This window comes from Algoriphagus sp. A40 (genome assembly GCF_002002735.1).
Lineage (GTDB): Bacteria > Bacteroidota > Bacteroidia > Cytophagales > Cyclobacteriaceae > Algoriphagus.
The window spans coordinates 1-17,923 of the sequence record NZ_MUNY01000074.1 but is presented as its reverse complement, the minus strand read 5'-3'; the positions used below and the strand labels follow the sequence as shown (position 1 = coordinate 17,923).

The following is a 17,923-nucleotide window of genomic DNA, read 5'->3' as shown; positions in this document are numbered from 1 at the left end:
TACAATTTAGGCGGCCTAGCGCAGGGGTCCCACCTCTTCCCATCCCGAACAGAGAAGTTAAGCCCTGCAGCGCCGATGGTACTGGGGTCACACCCGGGAGAGTAGGTCGCCGCCACATTATTCCTAAAGCCAGCTCTAATCAGCTGGCTTTTTTGCGTTTATTCCTACTCGGAATGTTTTATTCCCCAAGGCCAATGGTAATTGGGATGGGCTTGTGTAAAAGTTAAGCCAATTCACTTGGATGATTTAACTCTGTCCTGTCTTAGACTCTTAGATGCCTTTTGGACGATATTGTTTGAGATTTTTTGCGCTCCACTGAACTTGAACCTTACTCGTTGCTATCCCAATCAAAAAGCCTGTCATACATCTTTGACAGGCTTTTTGATTATAGCCCAAATTGGCTCAAATGATGTTGGAAATGCTTCTTGTGGAACCTTTCCCATTCTTCATAATTCAGTTTCCCGAAGCGCGGGTGGATGGTTTGGTCGTTTTGAAATTCTGAAAAGTGTTGATTGTAATCGTCAATGCTTTTTACCAATTCGGTCTTTGCAGTTTCCAAATTTTCATACCGAAGATCTAAGAGTTTATCCCCAATAACAGGCGCTTTTATTCCTATTGGAAATTTAATATCCGAATTGATTAATGCCTGTTTTTGTGCAAGTTGTTTTTCATTCGGTTCAAATTCAGGAAGCTTTATTCTTCCATAGGAGATTTTAACTGTCAAAGTCAAATGCTCCACCATGTGCTGTGGAGTCATGATTCCAAATTGGGCCAGGGTATCTTTTGTGAGGCCAGCAATTCTTGATTCAATTGATTTTCTTTCCATTGCCTTAAAATTTATCGAAAAAAAAGCGCTTGATATAATCAATCGCCTTTTATCCATTTTACGAACTCTAGATTTTAGCTTCCGCACATTTCGCACCCTTCAGGATTGTCAAGGGAACAGGCAATGGCGTCATGCTTTTGTGTTTTTGAATTGTCTAATTCAATTGCTTTTTCGGGCTTTTTTTCAAAAGATGATTTATCCAATGTGAATTTGATGGCTGCAGTGGCTGCTTGTGATCTGAGGTAATACATCCCTGTTTTGAGTCCTTTTTTCCAAGCGTAGAAATGCATGGATGTCAATTTCCCAAAGTTTGGATCCTGCATAAAGATATTCATGCTCTGGGATTGACAGATGTAGGCTCCACGGTCTGCCGCCATGTCAATGATGACTTTTTGGGAAATTTCCCACACAGTCTTATAGATATCCTTGATGTTTTGTGGAATCCCGGGAACATTCTGGACAGAACCATTTGTGGAAATCAGGCGGTTTCTCATGTTGTCATTCCACATCCCAAGATTGATCAAATCTTTCATCAGGTGCTTATTGACCATAATGAATTCTCCGGAAAGGGTCCTTCTTGTATAAAGATTGGAGGTATAAGGTTCAAAACATTCGTTATTGCCCAAGATTTGAGAAGTCGATGCGGTAGGCATTGGAGCTACCAGCAGAGAATTTCTCATCCCATATTTTTTCACTTTCTCTTTAAGCTCAGCCCAGTTCCATCTACCAGACTTTGGTGTCACTCCCCACATATCAAATTGGAGAATTCCTTTGGAAGCAGGACAGCCTTCGTAAGTCTCGTAGGTTCCCTGAGTTTTGGCAAGCTCCATGGAGGTTTCTACCGCGGCATAATAAATGGTTTCGAAGATATCCTCATTCAAGCCTCGGGCTTCTACGGAGTCAAATGGCATTCTCAACATGATGAATGCATCCGCCAATCCCTGAATCCCCAATCCGATCGGACGATGTCTGAAGTTGGATCTTCGGGCTTCTTCAACTGGGTAATAGTTGATATCAATTACCTTATTGAGGTTTTTGGTAGCTACTTTGGTGATATCATATAGCGTCTTATGATCGAAAGCCAGCTTTCCACCAGGACCAGCAGTCACAAACTTAGGAATGGCAATAGAAGCCAGGTTACAAACTGCTACCTCATCCGGAGCGGTGTATTCAATGATTTCGGTGCAAAGGTTTGAAGATTTGATTGTACCGAGGTTTTTCTGGTTAGACTTGCCGTTTGCTGAGTCTTTGTAAAGCATGTAGGGAGTTCCGGTTTCGATTTGAGATTCCAGTACCTCAAACCAAAGTTCTTGAGCTTTGATGGTTGCCCTAGCTCTTCCTTCGCGCTCATATTTTTCATACAAGCGCTCAAATTCTTCTCCATGGCAATCAGACAACCCCGGAGCTTCATTAGGACAGAATAGTGACCACTCTTCATTTTGTTCCACTCTCTTCATAAACAGATCCGGAATCCAAAGCGCATAGAATAGATCTCTTGCACGCATTTCTTCTTTACCGTGGTTTCTCTTCAGTTCAAGGAAATCCTTGATATCTGCATGCCAAGGCTCCAGATAAATGGCAAAGCTTCCTTTTCTTTTTCCTCCTCCCTGATCCACGTATCGCGCAGTCATGTCGAAATTTCTCAACATCGGCACAATCCCGTTGGATACACCGTTGGTACCTTTAATGTAGCTCCCCTTGGCACGTACATGGTGAATGGAAAGGCCAATTCCGCCGGCAGACTGGGAGATTTTTGCGCACTGTTTCAGCGTATCGTAGATTCCGTCGATGCTGTCGTCTTTCATGGTCAAAAGAAAGCATGAAGACAACTGAGGCTTTGGTGTCCCGGCATTGAAAAGAGTAGGAGTAGCATGTGTAAACCAACGCTCCGATAGGAGATTGTAGGTTTCGATTGCAGAATCCATGTCTTCTCTGTGGATTCCCACTGCAACACGCATCAGCATGTGTTGGGGTCTTTCCACCACTTTGCCGTCAAGACGGATCAGGTAGCTTTTCTCAAGTGTTTTGTATCCAAAATAGTCATAGCCAAAATCCCGCTTGTAATCGACGGCTTCATCGAGACGTGCAGCATTTCTTTTGATGATGCCGTAGACTTCTGTATCAATCAACTGTGCATTTTCGCCGGTTTTGGGATTGACGTAGGTGTACAGCCTTTTCATGGTGTTTGAAAAAGACTGGCTGGTTGTTTTATGAAGGTTTGAAATGGCAATCCTGGCAGCAAGCACAGCATAGTCTGGATGCCTTACAGTCAGCGAAGCACAGACTTCTGCGGCTAGGTTGTCCAATTCTGAGGTGGTGACTCCATCATAAAGGCCATCAATTACCTTCTTAGCCACCTCAATAGGCTGGATGAATTTAGGATCCAGCTCATAACAAAGATTTTCAATCCTGGAGGTGATTTTGTCGAATCTTACGGATTCTCTTCTTCCGTCGCGTTTAACTACAAGCATATTCGGGTGAATTTTGGATTGGTGGAAAAATGGTTAATTAAAAGTCCTCTTCTACCGAAAATCTGGAGGAAGATTCAGTTGCTTCTGCGGATTTCATCACGCCGGCTTTTTGGTAGTCGCCAACTCTCTTTTCGAAGAAGTTGGTTTTCCCCTGCAAGGAGATCATATCCATGAAGTCAAATGGATTGGTACTGTTCCATACTTTTTCGCAGTCCAATTCCATAAGCAGGCGATCTGCTACAAACTCAATGTACTGACACATCAAGTCTGCGTTCATACCGATCAGCCTAACAGGAAGCGCATCGGTCACAAATTCTTTTTCAATTGCCACCGCGTCCATTATGATTTCACGGACCGTGTTTTTTGGAAGAGGATTTACCACATGTTTGGTATAAAGGTGGCAGGCAAAATCACAGTGCAGTCCCTCGTCACGGGAGATCAGTTCATTTGAAAAGGTAAGTCCCGGCATCAGGCCCCTTTTCTTCAACCAGAAGATGGAACAGAACGATCCTGAGAAGAAAATCCCTTCTACTGCGGCAAAAGCAATCAGTCGCTCCTGGAAATTTCCGTTATCAATCCAACGAAGCGCCCAGTCGGCTTTTCGTTTTACGCAATCAATATGTTCGATTGCATTTAAGAGACGATCACGCTCCACATTGTCTTTGATGTAGGTATCGATCAATAAAGAGTATGTTTCGGAATGGATGTTTTCCATGGCAATCTGAAACCCATAGAAAAACTTCGCTTCGGTGTACTGAACTTCTGACACAAAGTGTTCAGCAAGGTTTTCGTTGACAATTCCGTCACTTGCAGCAAAGAAGGCCAAGACATGGGAAATAAAATGTCTTTCTCCATCATTGAGATTTTTCCAGTCTGTCATATCCTGACCCAAATCAATCTCCTCCGCAGTCCAGAAACTAGCCTCGGCTTTTTTGTAATACTGCCAGATGTCGTTGTGCTGGATAGGGAAAAGCACAAAGCGGCCGTTGTTCTCTTCTAAAATGGGTTCTTGCTGCATCTTACTCTCTGTTATTATAAAGTTCTTAAAATGGTTAGAGGCGGTAACTCTTGTCCTCAATAGTGTCCGGGGATAGCAAAGGCTGCCTTTTTAGAACAGCCTTTAAACAAATATGTAAAGCAAAAAGGGAAAAAAAAATGCTGAAGTGGTGCTTTAATTCACTTTTTGACCAAAAGTCGAAAAACGCATAAAATATTATATATCAGCTTTATATATTTAATTTAATAAACTGACACATTAATCATTTTGGTCATTTTGGGCCTTTGCAATAATTTTCAACATTTTGAAAAAAGTTTTCCACATCAAAATTTGACCTTACTTTTGACTGATGGTCAGAAAAATCTTTCCGGATTCAATAATATTGTGAGCCTGAATGCCAGACGTTTACCATTTTTTCCTGGATTTTTCCCCCGTCCAGATGTTCTAAATCCGAGTATTGGATTAAGAGGTTTACGAAGGATTCCTGAATTTTTTGAAAGTTGACAAAAGTACTTCCGGAATCTGATACTTGATTTTTGAAGAATGTTTTTTTGTTCAAAATGACTTTCTTATATTTGCACTCCGATTTTGACAAAGAATCAAAGAATATGTACGCAATTGTAAACATCGCAGGTAAGCAGTTCAAAGTAACAAAAGATCAGTACGTCTATGCTCCCAAGCTGGACGGTGACGCTGGCGCTTCCGTGGAATTTGACCAAGTTTTGTTGGCTGAGGCTGACGGCTCTGTGTCTGTTGGTGCTCCGCTTATAGCTGGAGCCAAGGTGTCTGGGAAAATCCTGGATCATGTAAAAGGTGACAAGGTGATTGTCTTCAAAAAGAAGCGCCGTAAGGGCTACAAGAAGAAGAACGGTCACAGACAAGACTTCACCAAAGTTCTTATCGAATCTATAACACTCTAAGTTTTCCTACAGGAAGACATAAATTTATATAACCATGGCACACAAAAAAGGTGTAGGTAGTTCCAGAAACGGTAGAGAATCACATTCTAAGAGACTGGGTGTGAAGAAATTCGGCGGCGAGGTAGTAATCGCTGGTAACATCATCGTTAGACAAAGAGGCACCAAGCATCACGCTGGCCTTAACGTAGGTTTGGGTAAAGATCACACACTGTTTGCATTGACTCCAGGTGTGGTAACTTTCAAAACCAAAGCTGACGGCAGATCTTACGTGAGCGTTTTGCCTGCAGTGTCTTAATACTATCTGCTTAAAAAATCAAAGCCTCTTCTTCGGAAGGGGCTTTTTTTTTGCCTTAATATCATCTTTATCACCATTGATCATTTTTTCACCGAATAATCATTTCTTTCCTTCTAATTTTTAAATTGAATTGACACCAACCTTACCTTACATGAAAAAGTTTTTACGAGCCTCGTGGTCAGGAATGCTTCTGACTTTGTTGCTGGCTAGCAATGTGCTGAATGCACAGCAGGTGCCCGATCCTAAAATTTATGATGCTGTTCAATGGCGTCTGATTGGGCCTTTCCGTGGTGGGCGTGCTGATGGCGTCACAGGCGTGAAAGGAAGCGATCATTCTTATTATTTCGCATCGACGGGAGGTGGTATTTGGAAGACTGTTGATTCAGGAAAGACCTGGAAGGCTGTTTCTGATGGATTTTTTGGAGGTTCGATGGGCGCTGTGTCAGTGGCAGAAAGCGATACTTCTGTAGTCTATGCAGGCGGCGGAGAAAAAACCGTCCGGGGAAATGTTTCCTTTGGATATGGTGTCTGGAAAAGTGCAGATGCCGGGAAAACCTGGGCACGTGCAGGACTTGACAAAAGCCGCTTTATTTCTCGACTAAAGATTCACCCAAGTAATCCAGATGTTGTTTATGCCGCTGTTTTGGGTGATATCTTCAAGCCAGATGCAACTCGCGGTGTTTTCAAGTCCGTCGACGGTGGAGCAAACTGGGAAAAAGTCCTTTTCGTAAGTGAGGTGGCTGGAGCAGTTGATTTGGTTTTGGATCCGACAAATCCGGAAATTCTCTATGCGACTACTTGGGAAATCAAACGAACTCCTTACAGTTTGGAAAGTGGCGGACCGGGTTCAAAAATGTTCAAGTCTTCTGATGGAGGAAAAACCTGGGATGAACTTTCTGCAAAGGAAACCTTCCCCAAAGGGACTCTAGGTATCATGGGAATTACTGTTTCACCAGTGAATTCAAATCGACTTTTTGCAATCATCGAAAATGAAAACGGTGGGGTTTTCACTTCAAAAGATGCCGGAGAAACCTGGGAGAAAGTGAATGGAGATCGCAATCTCCGCCAGCGAGCTTGGTATTATTCCAGAATCTATGCGGACACCCAAAATGAGGAAACATTATATGTTCTCAATGTGGATTACCACAAATCAACTGATGGGGGCAAAACCTTCAAAAACTTTGAGGCTCCACATGGGGATCACCATGATCTCTGGATAGATCCGCAAAACAATCAGCGAATGATCATCGCGGATGATGGTGGTGCGCAGGTTTCCGAAGATGCTGGTTCAACTTGGTCTACTATGATGAATCAGCCGACTTCCCAGTTTTACAGAGTGATCACTGACAATAGTTTTCCCTATCGGATTTATGGCGCGCAACAGGATAACTCCACGCTGAGAATCCGACACAGAAATGACGGAGGAGCGATAACTGAAAATGACTGGGAGCCGACAGCAGGTGGTGAATCCGGCTGGATTGCGCCCGATCCTTTGGACAATGACATTGTGTATGGCGGTTCTTATGGAGGCTATTTGACTCGGGAAAATCACCGAACCGGTACTTCCCGCTCAGTCAATGTCTATCCAAACAATCCAATGGGTCATGGTGCGGAGGATATGAAATATCGCTTCCAGTGGAATTTTCCGATTCTTTTTTCTCCACATGATCCGAAAATGCTTTACACAGCAAGTAACCAAATGCACCGATCCAATAACGGTGGACAAAGCTGGGCAGTCTTTTCACCGGATTTGACTAGAAATGACAAGAGTAAACTGGGTCCATCCGGTGGGCCGATTACCAAGGACAATACATCTGTAGAGTACTACGCGACCATTTTCACCGGAGCTGAATCGCCTTTGAAAAAGGGAGTTATCTGGGCTGGATCAGACGATGGATTGGTTCATGTGACCCAGGACAACGGTGCGACTTGGCAAAATGTGACTCCGAAAGATATGCCCGAATGGCTTCAGATCAATAGCATCGAAGCGAGTCCGTTTGATGCGGCAGAAGCATATTTTGCAGCGACGGGTTATAAAAGCGGTAACTACGAACCGTATCTATATAAGACAAAAGACTACGGAAAAACTTGGACCAAAATCACCTCAGGGATTGATCCGGAGCATTTCACAAGAGTAGTTAGAGCTGATCCTGTGAAGCGGGGAATGCTTTATGCCGGTACCGAAACGGGCATGTATTATTCCAAAGACGATGGCGCAAGTTGGCATTCTTTGCAACTCAATTTCCCGATCGTGCCGATTACTGATTTGGCGATCAAGGAAAACAACTTGATTGCTGCGACTCAGGGCAGATCGTTTTGGATCATTGACGACCTGACGGTCTTACATCAGGCTGAGCCTGGACTGGAAAACAAACCATTTCACCTTTACAAACCGCAGGATTCTTACCGGATTGATGGAGTGAAAAAAGAAAGTGCGACAGCAGGAACCAATCGTCCGGGCGGAGTTTTGGTTTATTCTTTCCTGAAGGAAAAGCCAAAAGACGAATTGAAAATTGAGTTTCTCGACGATAAGAATCAGCCGCTAAGAGTCTTTTCTACCAAAGGAATCAATGGCGATACGCTGAAAGTAAAAGAAGGAGCCAATGAATTCAACTGGAATCTTAGGGTGGAAAATGCAACGGGATTTGACAGCCTTATCATGTGGGCAGCTAATCTTAGAGGCCCAAAGGTAGTTCCCGGAACCTACAAAGTCCGAATGACTCTAGATGGTCAAGCTCTGGAGCAAAGCTTCAAAGTCCTTGCGGATCCACGCTACGAGTCCACGCAGGAAGATTTGGTAGCCCAGTACGACTTCTTATTAGGTGTGAGAAACAAGCTTACCGAAACCCACGAAACGATCAAATTGATTCGGGCCTATCGATCCGAATTGGATTCTTTGGAGACCAAACCGGAAAACCTAGAGGCGATCAAAGCCGAAATGCAAGAAATCGAGGAAACCCTCTACCAAACCCAAAACCGAAGTGGGCAAGATCCATTGAACTTCCCGATTCGGCTGAACAATAAATTGGCGCACCTGAACTCAGTCGTCGGAAACGGAGACTATAAACCAACCGATGGGGCAGTAGAGGTTCGGAAAGAATTGACCGAGAAGATCGATGTGCAGTTGGCAAGGTTCAAAAAACTGGAAAAAGAGCAGATCTCCAGAATCCTCAATATCGAAGAAATGCGAACGAAACTTGAAATCAAAAAATAAGCAAAAGGCCTCTGGAGAAATCCGGAGGCCTTTTGATTTAGAATAATCTGAAATCTCTGATTTGCTCGACAAACATCCCCGCACTCGAAGGCGATAAGATCAGGATAAATACAATCCCAAAAATTGCCCCGTAAAGGTGTGCGTCGTGATTGATGTTGTCTTCTCCTTTTTGTCCTTTCACATAGGAATAAATGAGAAAAAGGACACCCAGAATAAATCCAGGCAAACAGATAATCCCAAACAGACAAATGTCTGAAAGCGGCATGATCACAATGCTTGCAAAAACAGTTGCAGCGGTGCCTCCGGAAGCACCGAGTGCACGGTAATGACTGTCTTTTCTATACTTATTGTAGGTCGGAATATCAGAAATGATGATTCCTAAAAGGTAAAATGCTACAAACAAAACTCCCCCAGTTATCACTCCAAACGTATAGCTTAGGAACATTTCCACCACACCTCCGAAGAAATAGAAGGTAAACATGTTGAACAAAAGGTGGATGTAATCTTTGTGGATAAAGCCCGAAAGGATGAACCGATCCCACTGTCCGCGGTTTTTGATGCGATAAGGCATAAACATCCAGCGGTCCAACATTTCATGCCGGTTGAAAGCCAGGATACTCGTGATAGCCGTGATCCCGATGATAATTGTCGTCAGTGTTAATTCCATGGCTTACTTTTCCCGGTGAATCAGGTCTTGGGTGATGGCGTACAATGCCTGATAGTATTCCTGATTGGTGGCGTGAATTCCCTCCAGCTGAGCAAATCCTGCATTGAAATAGGACTCCATTTTTGCTTCGGTCAACGACTTGATTCCAAGTTTTTCGTACAGGTTCCGTACTGCTTTCACTTTTTCAATCTTGTCAAAATCCTTCAGAGAAAGCCAATAATCAAGCTCCTCGGCTTCTTTTCCCTTGGCCAATTCCAAAGCTTTGATCAGAAGGAAGGTCTTCTTGTTGGAAATGATATCCCCGCCGACCTGCTTTCCGAATTTTGCCTGATCGGCAAATACATCCAGCAAATCATCTTTGAGCTGAAATCCGACTCCGATGTTGACACCGAAATCATAGAGTTTCTGGGCATCTCCTTTTTCGGCGCCAGCCAAAATTGCTCCGAGCTGAAGCGCAAATCCCAATAGAACGGCAGTTTTCAGACGAATCATATTGAGGTATTCGTCTTCGTGAACTGTTCCGAATTTTTCAAAATTCATGTCAAACTGCTGTCCTTCGCAGACTTCAGCCGCTGTTTTATTGAACAGTCGGATGACCTCAGGGAGTAATTTTGGATCAGTGGCCAGCAACAAGTCATAGGCTCTTACGAGCATCACATCACCGGAAAGGATAGCAATGTTTGCATTCCATTTTTCATGGACAGTGGCTTTGCCTCTTCTTAGGGGAGCTTGATCCATGATGTCGTCGTGCATCAGTGTAAAGTTGTGAAAAACTTCCACTGCACTGGCCTGACTCAGGATTTCTTCCGGGTTTCTATCATAAAGCCCATAAGCCAAAAGAGAGAGAAGCGGTCTGATCCGCTTCCCTCCCAGGCTCATGATGTAAGTAATCGGGTCGTAAAGTTCTAGGGGTGATTCTCCGAAACTGTGAGAGGTAATGTGGTCCTCGAGTTTAATTAAAAGGGCGTGGGCGAGGCTTTTTTCTGTCATTGTCTGCAAATTCCAAATCGATTGTACGTCGGTCTATGTCGGTGTTAACTACCCGGACCATCACTTTGTCTCCCAAAGTGATCATTTTTTTACTTTTGCTGCCAATCAAGCGCATATTTCGCTCATCAAATTCGTAGTAATCGTCATCCATATCCTGTACGCGGATCATTCCTTCGCACTTAGTTTCGGTGATTTCTACGAAAACGCCCCACTCGGTCACGCCGCTTACGATACCGTCATAATCCTTCTGCTCGGCGAGTGACATGTATTCCACCTGCTTGTACTTAATGGATGCACGCTCGGCATCAGCAGCACGTTTTTCACGCTCTGAGGAGTGAAGGCATTTTTGCTCCCATGACTCCGCTTCCGGAGATTTTCCACCATCCAGATAATGCTCCAAAAGCCGGTGCACCATCATGTCCGGATAGCGACGAATCGGAGAGGTGAAGTGGGTATAGTGGGCAAAAGCCAAACCAAAGTGACCTTTCGGTTCGGTGGTATATTTGGCTTTGGCCATACTACGGATCGCCAATTGTTCCAAGACGTTTTGCTCAGGTTTGCCCTGAATTTCGTCCATCAGTTTATTGAGCGCCGTGGAGATTTTTTGCACGTTTGTCACGTCCATCTGGTGGCCAAATCGCTTGGCAAAGCCGGAGAAAGTCTCCAGTCGATCCAAATCCGGGCTATCGTGCGTTCGATAGACAAAAGTATCCGTGCCGTTGTTTTTCTTATAGATAAATTCGGCGACGTACTTATTGGCAAGGAGCATAAACTCCTCGATCAACTTGTGGATGTCTTTTCTTTCTTTGACAAAGAGACCAAGAGGTTTTCCGGCTTCATCCAGTTTGAATTTGACTTCAACGGTTTCAAAGTTTACAGCACCTTGGTCAAAACGCTTTTTTCGGATTTTTTTCGCAAGGTCATTAAGTAAAGTCAGCTCCTGATAAAAATCTCCGGATTGGGTATCGATGCATACCTGCGCTTCTTCGTAGGCATACCTGCGGTCAGAATGGATGACTGTTCTCCCAATTCTATGCTTTAGCACATGCCCACTTTTGTCCATTTCAAAGATGCAGGCAAAAGTCAGTTTGTCTTCTTTTGGACGAAGTGAACAAAGGCCGTTACTCAATCTTTCCGGGAGCATAGGGATAGTTCGATCGACTAGGTAAACTGAAGTGGCACGGTTGAATGCTTCTTTTTCCAAAGGAGTCTTTGGCTTCACGTAATGCGTCACATCCGCGATGTGGACTCCGATTTCCAGGTTTCCGTTTTCCAGTTCCCGATAAGAAATGGCATCGTCAAAGTCCTTTGCATCCGCCGGGTCAATGGTGAATGTCAATACATCCCTAAAGTCCTCACGTGCTTTGATTTCCTTGGCTGTGATCTTATCCGAAATCTCGTTGGCTTCGGCATCTGGCTCCTGAGGATATTCAAAAGGAAGCCCGAATTCCGCCATAATGGAGTGGATTTCTACTTCGTGAAGTCCGGCTTTTCCCAATACCCGGATTACTTTTCCGGTAGGGTTTTTATCATCCTCTCTCCATTCGGTGAGTTTGACGATTACTTTTTCGTTGTGCTCAGCCCCCATGAGTTCGCCGCGATGCACGAAAATGTCCTTGTGCATTTTCTTGAAATCCGGAACTACGAAAGCGAATCGCGGAGAAATTTCCACGCGACCGACAAATTCATCCCGGCTTCTTTCCATGATTTCCAGCACACGGCCTTCAGTTCTACCTGTTTTCCCTTTGAGTGGAAAAACCATCACGCGTACTTTGTCTCCGTCAAGGGCTTGCTTGAGGTCGGCTTCTTTCACCAAAATATCGCCACCTTCAGTTTCAATGCCGTCAGGTTTGATAAAAGCAAACCTGGGATTAACAAAATCGACTGTTCCGGTAATGAATGCAGGATCTTTGGTGGAGCTGAAATAATTGCGTGGACTGCGAGAAACTGCTCCTGAATCTACCAATTGGTAGAGGATTGGATCAACTCCCCCTTTGTTGAGAGAGTCTCGAATTTCGAGTCTTTTGGTGATCTGCTTGGAGTTGAATTCTTCTCCGTAGTGAGCATCTAAAAATTGGAGGATGCGTCTTGCCAGGTTGGCTGCGTCATTGGATGGACCTCCACTTTTATGTTTTGAGTTTTTTCTTTCTGGTTTTCTTCCCATGATTTGGGGTACTTTTTTCTAAGGTAAAAAGATTTAGATGCCTTAGACATTAATCTTTGTGATCTTTTTTTGATTCTTCTGCTTGGGCGATTTCAATTTGGATTTCATCCAGCTGTGGATGCATTGCCATGAAAATCCTGGCAGTTACCTCCACGTCCCTAAGGCAATACTTTTTGATTTTCTCCAGGTCATTTTCAATATAAAATGCGGTATTGACCTGACTGCCATCGATTCCATCTTTGGAAGTGGGGATTCCAAAAACCGCCGCCAGCAACTCCAGGCGGGTGTAGTGCTTGTAATCTCCAAATTTCCACATTTCCATGGTGTCCAGGTGACGGACTTCCCAGGGTTTTTTGCCGGCAATCTGAAGCGGTTCGGGAAGCGGGATTCCTTGGATCAGCATTCTCCGGCAGAGATAGGGAAAATCAAACTCCTTGCCGTTGTGAGCGCAGAGCACCCACTTTTTCTTGTCTAGTAAATCCCTGAATGACAAAAGAAGTTCCCGCTCGTCTTGGCCGTCAAAAATCTTTGACCTAAAAATGAGCTTTTTATCCTTCTTTTTGCTTTGGAAAAATCCCACTCCCACACAGATCACCTGTCCGAATTCTGCATGTATTCCTGCCCGGTCAAAGAAAAGCGATCCAGGAACCTCATTGGGGTTTTCCATTCGGATCAGACGTTCTTTTTTTATCCATTCCTCCTGAAGCCGGGAATCGAGATCTTCAAATTTTTCTGTTAATGAAGCAGTTTCAATATCTAAAAAAAGGATGTCTCCCAATTGATCAAAAAAGTCTGCCATAAGATAAAAGTTTAGCTGTGAAGGACTCCCTCCAGCCCGATTTCTGGAATCAGCCTGAAGTGGGCAGGATCAAAACTGCCTGGAGTAAAGATAAACTTTTTGTCAAAAATCTGATCTAGGATGTAATAGCTTACCCAGAATTCATTAGTCAAAATAAATACACCCGGGTCGATGGATTCTACTTTGGCGATAGATTGAGCTCCCAGTTCTTGGATCATGTGACGGAGGGTAGAGGTCTGTCGTTTTTCTCCATCCAGAATACCATAACCTTTTGAAGTGACCATGACAGTATTCAGTTCTATTAGGTTCAAGTTGATGAGGTAGACTGCCCATTCGATGCCATCGGGAGTTTCGGTTTTTGCGATGGCCAGTTTTACTCCAGTCACCGGAGAAAAATCTATGTCTTTTTTCATTACTCTTCTAAAATATCCATTTCAAATAATTCCACCAGATGTTTTTTAACCCTGGCTTTTGCTTCCCTTTCGTCTACCGGTTTACCCAATTCGAGATGAAGTGACGTCACTGCTTTGTCATCGATGCCACAGGGAATGATATGCGAAAAGTAGCTCAGGTCAACATTGAGGTTGAAAGCAAAACCGTGCATAGTCACCCATCGGCTTGATTTTACACCCAATGCGCAGATTTTTCGGGGATTTTCCTGCTTCACATGATCCAACCAAACTCCCGTTAAACCTTCGATCCTTCCTGCCTCGATACCATAATCCGCCAAAGTCAAGATGATGGCTTCCTCCAAAAGCCTCAGGTATTTGTGGATGTCCGTAAAGAAGTTGTCCAGATCCAAAATCGGATATCCGACCAATTGCCCAGGTCCGTGGTAAGTGATGTCGCCTCCCCGGTTGATTTTGTAATAGCTGGCATGATGATTTTTCAAACCGGATTCATCCAAAAGGAGGTTTTCGGGTTTCCCGCTTTTCCCCAAAGTATAGACATGCGGATGCTCCACAAAAAAAAGAAAATTGGGAGAAGGAGCTTGCTGGGCTGGGGGTAGATTTCTGTTCTTGATTTTCAGTGCAACCGTCTCTGCAAAAATCGCCTCCTGAAAATCCCAGGCCTGCTGGTAATCCATCAGCCCAAGGTCTCGGAATTTTACTTTTTTGTTGATAATTTCATTCATCTTTTTTCCGCCTGGGAAACTGATTTTTAAAACAGCCGAAAGCACTGAAGCGTTCTTCGATTTTTCAAAATTAATCATTTTAACTATGGCCGAGCATAATGAATCCGGCAAGCTTGCGGAGCAACTGGCAGCGGATTGGCTGGTGAGCAAAGGATACGAACTGGTAGAGTCGAATTACAGACACGGGCATGCTGAAATCGATCTGGTGATGAAGCACAGGGGCTTGTTGATTTTTGTAGAGGTAAAGTTCAGGTCTGGGACGGGATTTGGTTTTGCTGAAGAATTCGTTGATTCAACTAAAAAAAAGTTATTGGTAAAGGCTGCGGATCAGTATATTTATGAAAAGGATTGGCACAAGGATATCCGATTTGATATCGTGGGAGTATATAAAAATCGAACCGGCACGATTAATTTCCGGCATTTTGAAGACGCTTTTTACTAAACACCAATAAATACTATGAAAACTCTATTTCTTGGCCTTTTCTTGGCCCTAATGACCACGGCTACTTATGCCCAAAAAGAAGAAAAAGCTGAAAAAATCATCAAAGACTCGGAAGATGCAAAAGCTGCGTTCTTAAAAGATGATCCAAGTATGGCGAATTTATTCAGCTCAGCCCATGGCTATATCATCCTGCCAAATGTAGGAAAAGGAGGATTGGGAGTCGGCGGAGCCTCTGGTAATGGGGTCGCGCATGAAGGAGGCGCTATGGTGGGTTTTGCCAAAATGTCTCAGGTGACCATTGGTTTCCAGGCTGGCGGCCAATCCTACAGTGAGGTTGTATTCTTTGAGACCAAGGAAGCTTTTGACCGATTTAAGGAAAACAAAGTAGAAATGTCTGCTCAAGTGTCGGCTGTCGCCGCTGCTGCCGGTGCCTCAGCCAATGCGAAATATGTGGATGGAGTTGCTGTTTTTACCCGAACTAAGGGGGGCTTGATGTATGAGGCCTCTGTTGGAGGTCAACAATTTAAATATACTGCCAAATAATCAGTTTTCCCTTCTGTAAATTAGGGTTCCGTCTTTATCCCATTCCGCCCGTATGTACGGGCGGAAATTTTTTGAATAGGGTGTTTCCTGGTATTGAATCTCCCTTTTTCGGATCGCCTGGGAATTTTTGGTGTCCCAATATTCGGTCCAAAGCCCCACTTTTTCACCGTATTGATATTCTCCGGTGATGGCGATTTGCTGGTTTTCATGGAAGTAAAAATAATTACCTTCTTCCAGGCTGTATTGGATCGGGATGATTTCCTCAATGGATTTTGAGGCTTGATTGTAGTATGAAATTCGTGATTCCTGTGGCCAGCCTTCAGAATAATGATTTTTGTCCTGAAGTACGTTTTGGTCATCAAAAAGCATCCAGGTTTTGTGCTTGGTGCCGTAGTAAAACATCCCGCTTTCTACCACTGTTTCGTTTACTATCCGCTCATAGGGTCCGTGGAGCAAATAGCCTGTTTCTTTGCTGTAGCCGGAGGTCTTGATGCTTTTGTCTTTAGTGTCATACCAATACACGTCCCGGATGTAGGGATCGGGATTTCGGTCGACATCCGTGTAGTTGAAGTATTCAAAATAGGATTGCCCGCGCATTTCCCTTCGGGTATAGCCTCGCTGGGTTTTGATCCCAAACCAGATGTTTTTCCGGGCTTTTTTCTTTTTTTCCTTTTTCTCTTCTTTTTCCTTTTCCTCATCAAAAAGCAATAAAGGTGTTACAGAAGGGAAAAGCACTGAACTGACAACCCCGGTAGAATCCGGGTCTGGTTTTTTCTCGGATTCATTTTTTTGGGCAAATGAGATTTTGCCCGAAACAAATAAAACGATCAGAAAAACGAATAATCTCCTGTTCATGGAAAGAAAAACGGCAGAATGGACCAACTATTTTATTCAAAAATAACATTTCAGCATCAATTCCGCGGGATTGTTTAGAATTTATAATCTTCTGCCTATTTTTGAGGAATTTGTAAAAAATCAATCTAAAAAATGAATTCTATTCTATCAGATCGTATCCTGAATATGGAAGAGTCAGCAACTCTCGCAATGGCCAAAAAAGCCAGAGAGCTCAAGACTCAGGGCATTGATATCATCAGTCTAAGCTTGGGTGAACCGGACTTCAAAACTCCCAAACACATCCAGGAAGCTGCCAAATCTGCGATCGATGAAGGAAAATATTTCGCCTATCCTCCAGTGGCGGGTTATCAGGATCTGAGAGAAGCGATTGCAAAGAAACTTCGGGAAGAGAACAACATTTCTCAGGCCAAGGCCGAACATATCGTAGTCTCCACAGGGGCCAAGCATTCGATTGCCAACGTGTTCATGTGTATGATCAACGAAGGCGACGAAGTGGTGATTTTTTCTCCATATTGGGTTAGCTACGCAGAGATTATCAAGCTTTGTGGGGGTGTACCGATTCTGATCGAGGGTACTCTTGAAAATAATTTCAAAGCTACAGCTGCACAGTTGGAAGCGGTTTTGACTCCAAAAACCAAGGCGGTAATTTATTCTTCTCCGTGTAATCCAACCGGTTCGGTTTTCTCCAAAGAAGAATTGGAAGCAATCTCTGAAGTGGTGAAGAAACACCCAAAAATGATGGTGATCGCAGATGAGATCTACGAACTGATCAATTTTGTGGGTAAAAATTACAGCATGGCGTCTTTCCCTGGGATGTTCGAAAGAACAATTACCGTGAATGGCTTCTCCAAAGGCTATGCAATGACCGGATGGAGAGTTGGCTATATCTGTGCTCCTTTGGAAATCGCCAAAGCAGTGGAAAAAATGCAGGGACAGTTTACTTCCGGTGGTACAGGCATCGCACAACGGGCAGCTTTGGCGGGTATTTCCGGCGACCAAGCCCCATCTGTGGCAATGACTGAAGCCTACCTCAAGCGCAGAGATTTGGTTTTGGGCTTGTTGAGAGACATTCCGGGAATCAAAACCCATGTGCCAGAAGGAGCATTCTATTTCTTCCCTGTTGTAACTGCTTTCTTTGGAAAGTCGGCTCATGGATACGAGGTGAAAAATGCAGATGACCTTTGCCTATATCTTTTAGCCATTGCAAATGTGTCATTGGTGACCGGTGGAGCATTTGGTGCACCAAGCTGCGTGAGAATTTCCTATGCTGCATCTGAAGAGGAATTGATCGAAGCCTTGAAGCGATTGAAAAAAGCATTGGGCGAGTTAGCCTAAACCATAGTGTTTGATATCATTTGAGGCTGTCTCACCTTTTGGGACAGCCTCTTTTTTTTACCATTAAGAAAAAAAGGGCATTTAGTTTTTTTGATATCAACTGAGTAAGCAACAGAATTAGAAAATTCTTAATATTCTTAACGTTCTCCTATGTTAGCAACGAGTTGAAAAATCACCTTTCAAGCAATTAAATTTATTGAATAAGTGGTGAGGGATGAGAGCCAATTAACTCCTAAATAATCTCAAGATATATTCACATTGAGAAGCCGC

At 43.8% G+C, this 17,923-nt stretch carries 16 protein-coding genes and 1 rRNA gene; 7 read left to right on the top strand and 10 right to left on the bottom strand.

Translation table 11 applies throughout. The features are described from left to right. Positions 1-6 precede the first annotated feature (6 nt). Positions 7-118: ribosomal RNA gene (rrf, locus tag B0E43_RS19570) — 5S ribosomal RNA — on the top strand. A gap of 267 nt (positions 119-385) precedes the next feature. Here rrf and B0E43_RS19565 read toward each other — a convergent pair. The 3 genes from B0E43_RS19565 to B0E43_RS19555 all read right to left on the bottom strand — a co-directional run bounded on the left by B0E43_RS19565 (position 386) and on the right by B0E43_RS19555 (position 4,315). Next, positions 386-826: a DUF1569 domain-containing protein gene (locus B0E43_RS19565; protein WP_168171989.1), complete on the bottom strand. Its 441-nt coding sequence runs from the start codon at positions 824-826 to the stop codon at positions 386-388. A gap of 74 nt (positions 827-900) precedes the next feature. Next, on the bottom strand, positions 901-3,297 hold the full coding sequence (locus B0E43_RS19560; protein WP_077352974.1) for a ribonucleoside-diphosphate reductase subunit alpha: 2,397 nt from the start codon (positions 3,295-3,297) through the stop codon (positions 901-903). 37 nt (positions 3,298-3,334) lie between these two features. Further along, positions 3,335-4,315 carry a ribonucleotide-diphosphate reductase subunit beta gene (locus tag B0E43_RS19555; protein WP_077352972.1) on the bottom strand — a complete coding sequence of 327 codons (981 nt, stop codon included), beginning with the start codon at positions 4,313-4,315 and terminating at the stop codon, positions 3,335-3,337. A 587-nt stretch (positions 4,316-4,902) separates the two neighbouring features. Here B0E43_RS19555 and rplU point away from each other — a divergent pair. The 3 genes from rplU to B0E43_RS19535 all read left to right on the top strand — a co-directional run bounded on the left by rplU (position 4,903) and on the right by B0E43_RS19535 (position 8,723). Continuing rightward, positions 4,903-5,214, top strand: coding sequence for a 50S ribosomal protein L21 (gene rplU, locus B0E43_RS19545; RefSeq protein WP_077352980.1), 312 nt, complete (start codon positions 4,903-4,905; stop codon positions 5,212-5,214). 34 nt (positions 5,215-5,248) lie between these two features. Further along, positions 5,249-5,509 carry a 50S ribosomal protein L27 gene (gene rpmA, locus B0E43_RS19540; RefSeq protein WP_077352968.1) on the top strand — a complete coding sequence of 87 codons (261 nt, stop codon included), beginning with the start codon at positions 5,249-5,251 and terminating at the stop codon, positions 5,507-5,509. Between the two features lie 184 nt (positions 5,510-5,693). Further along, positions 5,694-8,723 carry a WD40/YVTN/BNR-like repeat-containing protein gene (locus B0E43_RS19535; protein WP_371454728.1) on the top strand — a complete coding sequence of 1,010 codons (3,030 nt, stop codon included), beginning with the start codon at positions 5,694-5,696 and terminating at the stop codon, positions 8,721-8,723. Between the two features lie 37 nt (positions 8,724-8,760). Here the strand turns inward: B0E43_RS19535 and B0E43_RS19530 are convergent, their stop codons facing one another. The 6 genes from B0E43_RS19530 to lipB are packed head-to-tail and all read right to left on the bottom strand — an operon-like array spanning position 8,761 to position 14,478. After that, complete coding sequence (locus B0E43_RS19530; RefSeq protein ID WP_077352964.1) at positions 8,761-9,390, bottom strand: rhomboid family intramembrane serine protease; 630 nt, start codon at positions 9,388-9,390, stop codon at positions 8,761-8,763. Positions 9,391-9,393: 3 nt separating this feature from the next. Further along, on the bottom strand, positions 9,394-10,380 hold the full coding sequence (locus B0E43_RS19525) for a polyprenyl synthetase family protein (protein WP_077352962.1): 987 nt from the start codon (positions 10,378-10,380) through the stop codon (positions 9,394-9,396). After that, positions 10,343-12,544: a ribonuclease R gene (rnr, locus tag B0E43_RS19520; RefSeq protein ID WP_077352960.1), complete on the bottom strand. Its 2,202-nt coding sequence runs from the start codon at positions 12,542-12,544 to the stop codon at positions 10,343-10,345. The genes B0E43_RS19525 and rnr overlap by 38 nt, the downstream gene beginning before the upstream one ends. A gap of 49 nt (positions 12,545-12,593) precedes the next feature. Then, a complete protein-coding gene (locus B0E43_RS19515; RefSeq protein ID WP_077352958.1) occupies positions 12,594-13,343 on the bottom strand; it encodes a 3'-5' exonuclease in 750 nt (249 codons plus the stop codon). An 11-nt stretch (positions 13,344-13,354) separates the two neighbouring features. Continuing rightward, positions 13,355-13,756, bottom strand: a complete 402-nt coding sequence (locus B0E43_RS19510) for a hypothetical protein (protein ID WP_077352956.1) — start codon at positions 13,754-13,756, stop codon at positions 13,355-13,357. After that, the gene (gene lipB / locus B0E43_RS19505; protein ID WP_077352978.1) at positions 13,756-14,478 is read right to left on the bottom strand and encodes a lipoyl(octanoyl) transferase LipB; all 723 of its coding nucleotides are present in this window, start codon (positions 14,476-14,478) and stop codon (positions 13,756-13,758) included. Before lipB ends, B0E43_RS19510 begins: the two co-directional genes overlap by 1 nt. Positions 14,479-14,563: 85 nt before the next feature. Between lipB and B0E43_RS19500 the strand changes: the two genes are divergently transcribed. Together B0E43_RS19500 and B0E43_RS19495 are read left to right on the top strand one after the other, a co-directional pair. Then, positions 14,564-14,920 (top strand): YraN family protein, encoded by a 357-nt coding sequence (locus B0E43_RS19500; protein ID WP_077352955.1) that lies wholly within the window; start codon positions 14,564-14,566, stop codon positions 14,918-14,920. Positions 14,921-14,935: 15 nt separating this feature from the next. Next, positions 14,936-15,463 carry a YSC84-related protein gene (locus tag B0E43_RS19495; protein WP_077352953.1) on the top strand — a complete coding sequence of 176 codons (528 nt, stop codon included), beginning with the start codon at positions 14,936-14,938 and terminating at the stop codon, positions 15,461-15,463. Here the strand turns inward: B0E43_RS19495 and B0E43_RS19490 are convergent, their stop codons facing one another. Next, positions 15,464-16,318: a toxin-antitoxin system YwqK family antitoxin gene (locus B0E43_RS19490; protein ID WP_077352951.1), complete on the bottom strand. Its 855-nt coding sequence runs from the start codon at positions 16,316-16,318 to the stop codon at positions 15,464-15,466. A 132-nt stretch (positions 16,319-16,450) separates the two neighbouring features. Here B0E43_RS19490 and B0E43_RS19485 point away from each other — a divergent pair, with 132 nt between their 5' ends. Then, positions 16,451-17,653, top strand: a complete 1,203-nt coding sequence (locus B0E43_RS19485; protein WP_077352949.1) for a pyridoxal phosphate-dependent aminotransferase — start codon at positions 16,451-16,453, stop codon at positions 17,651-17,653. Positions 17,654-17,923 lie beyond the last annotated feature (270 nt).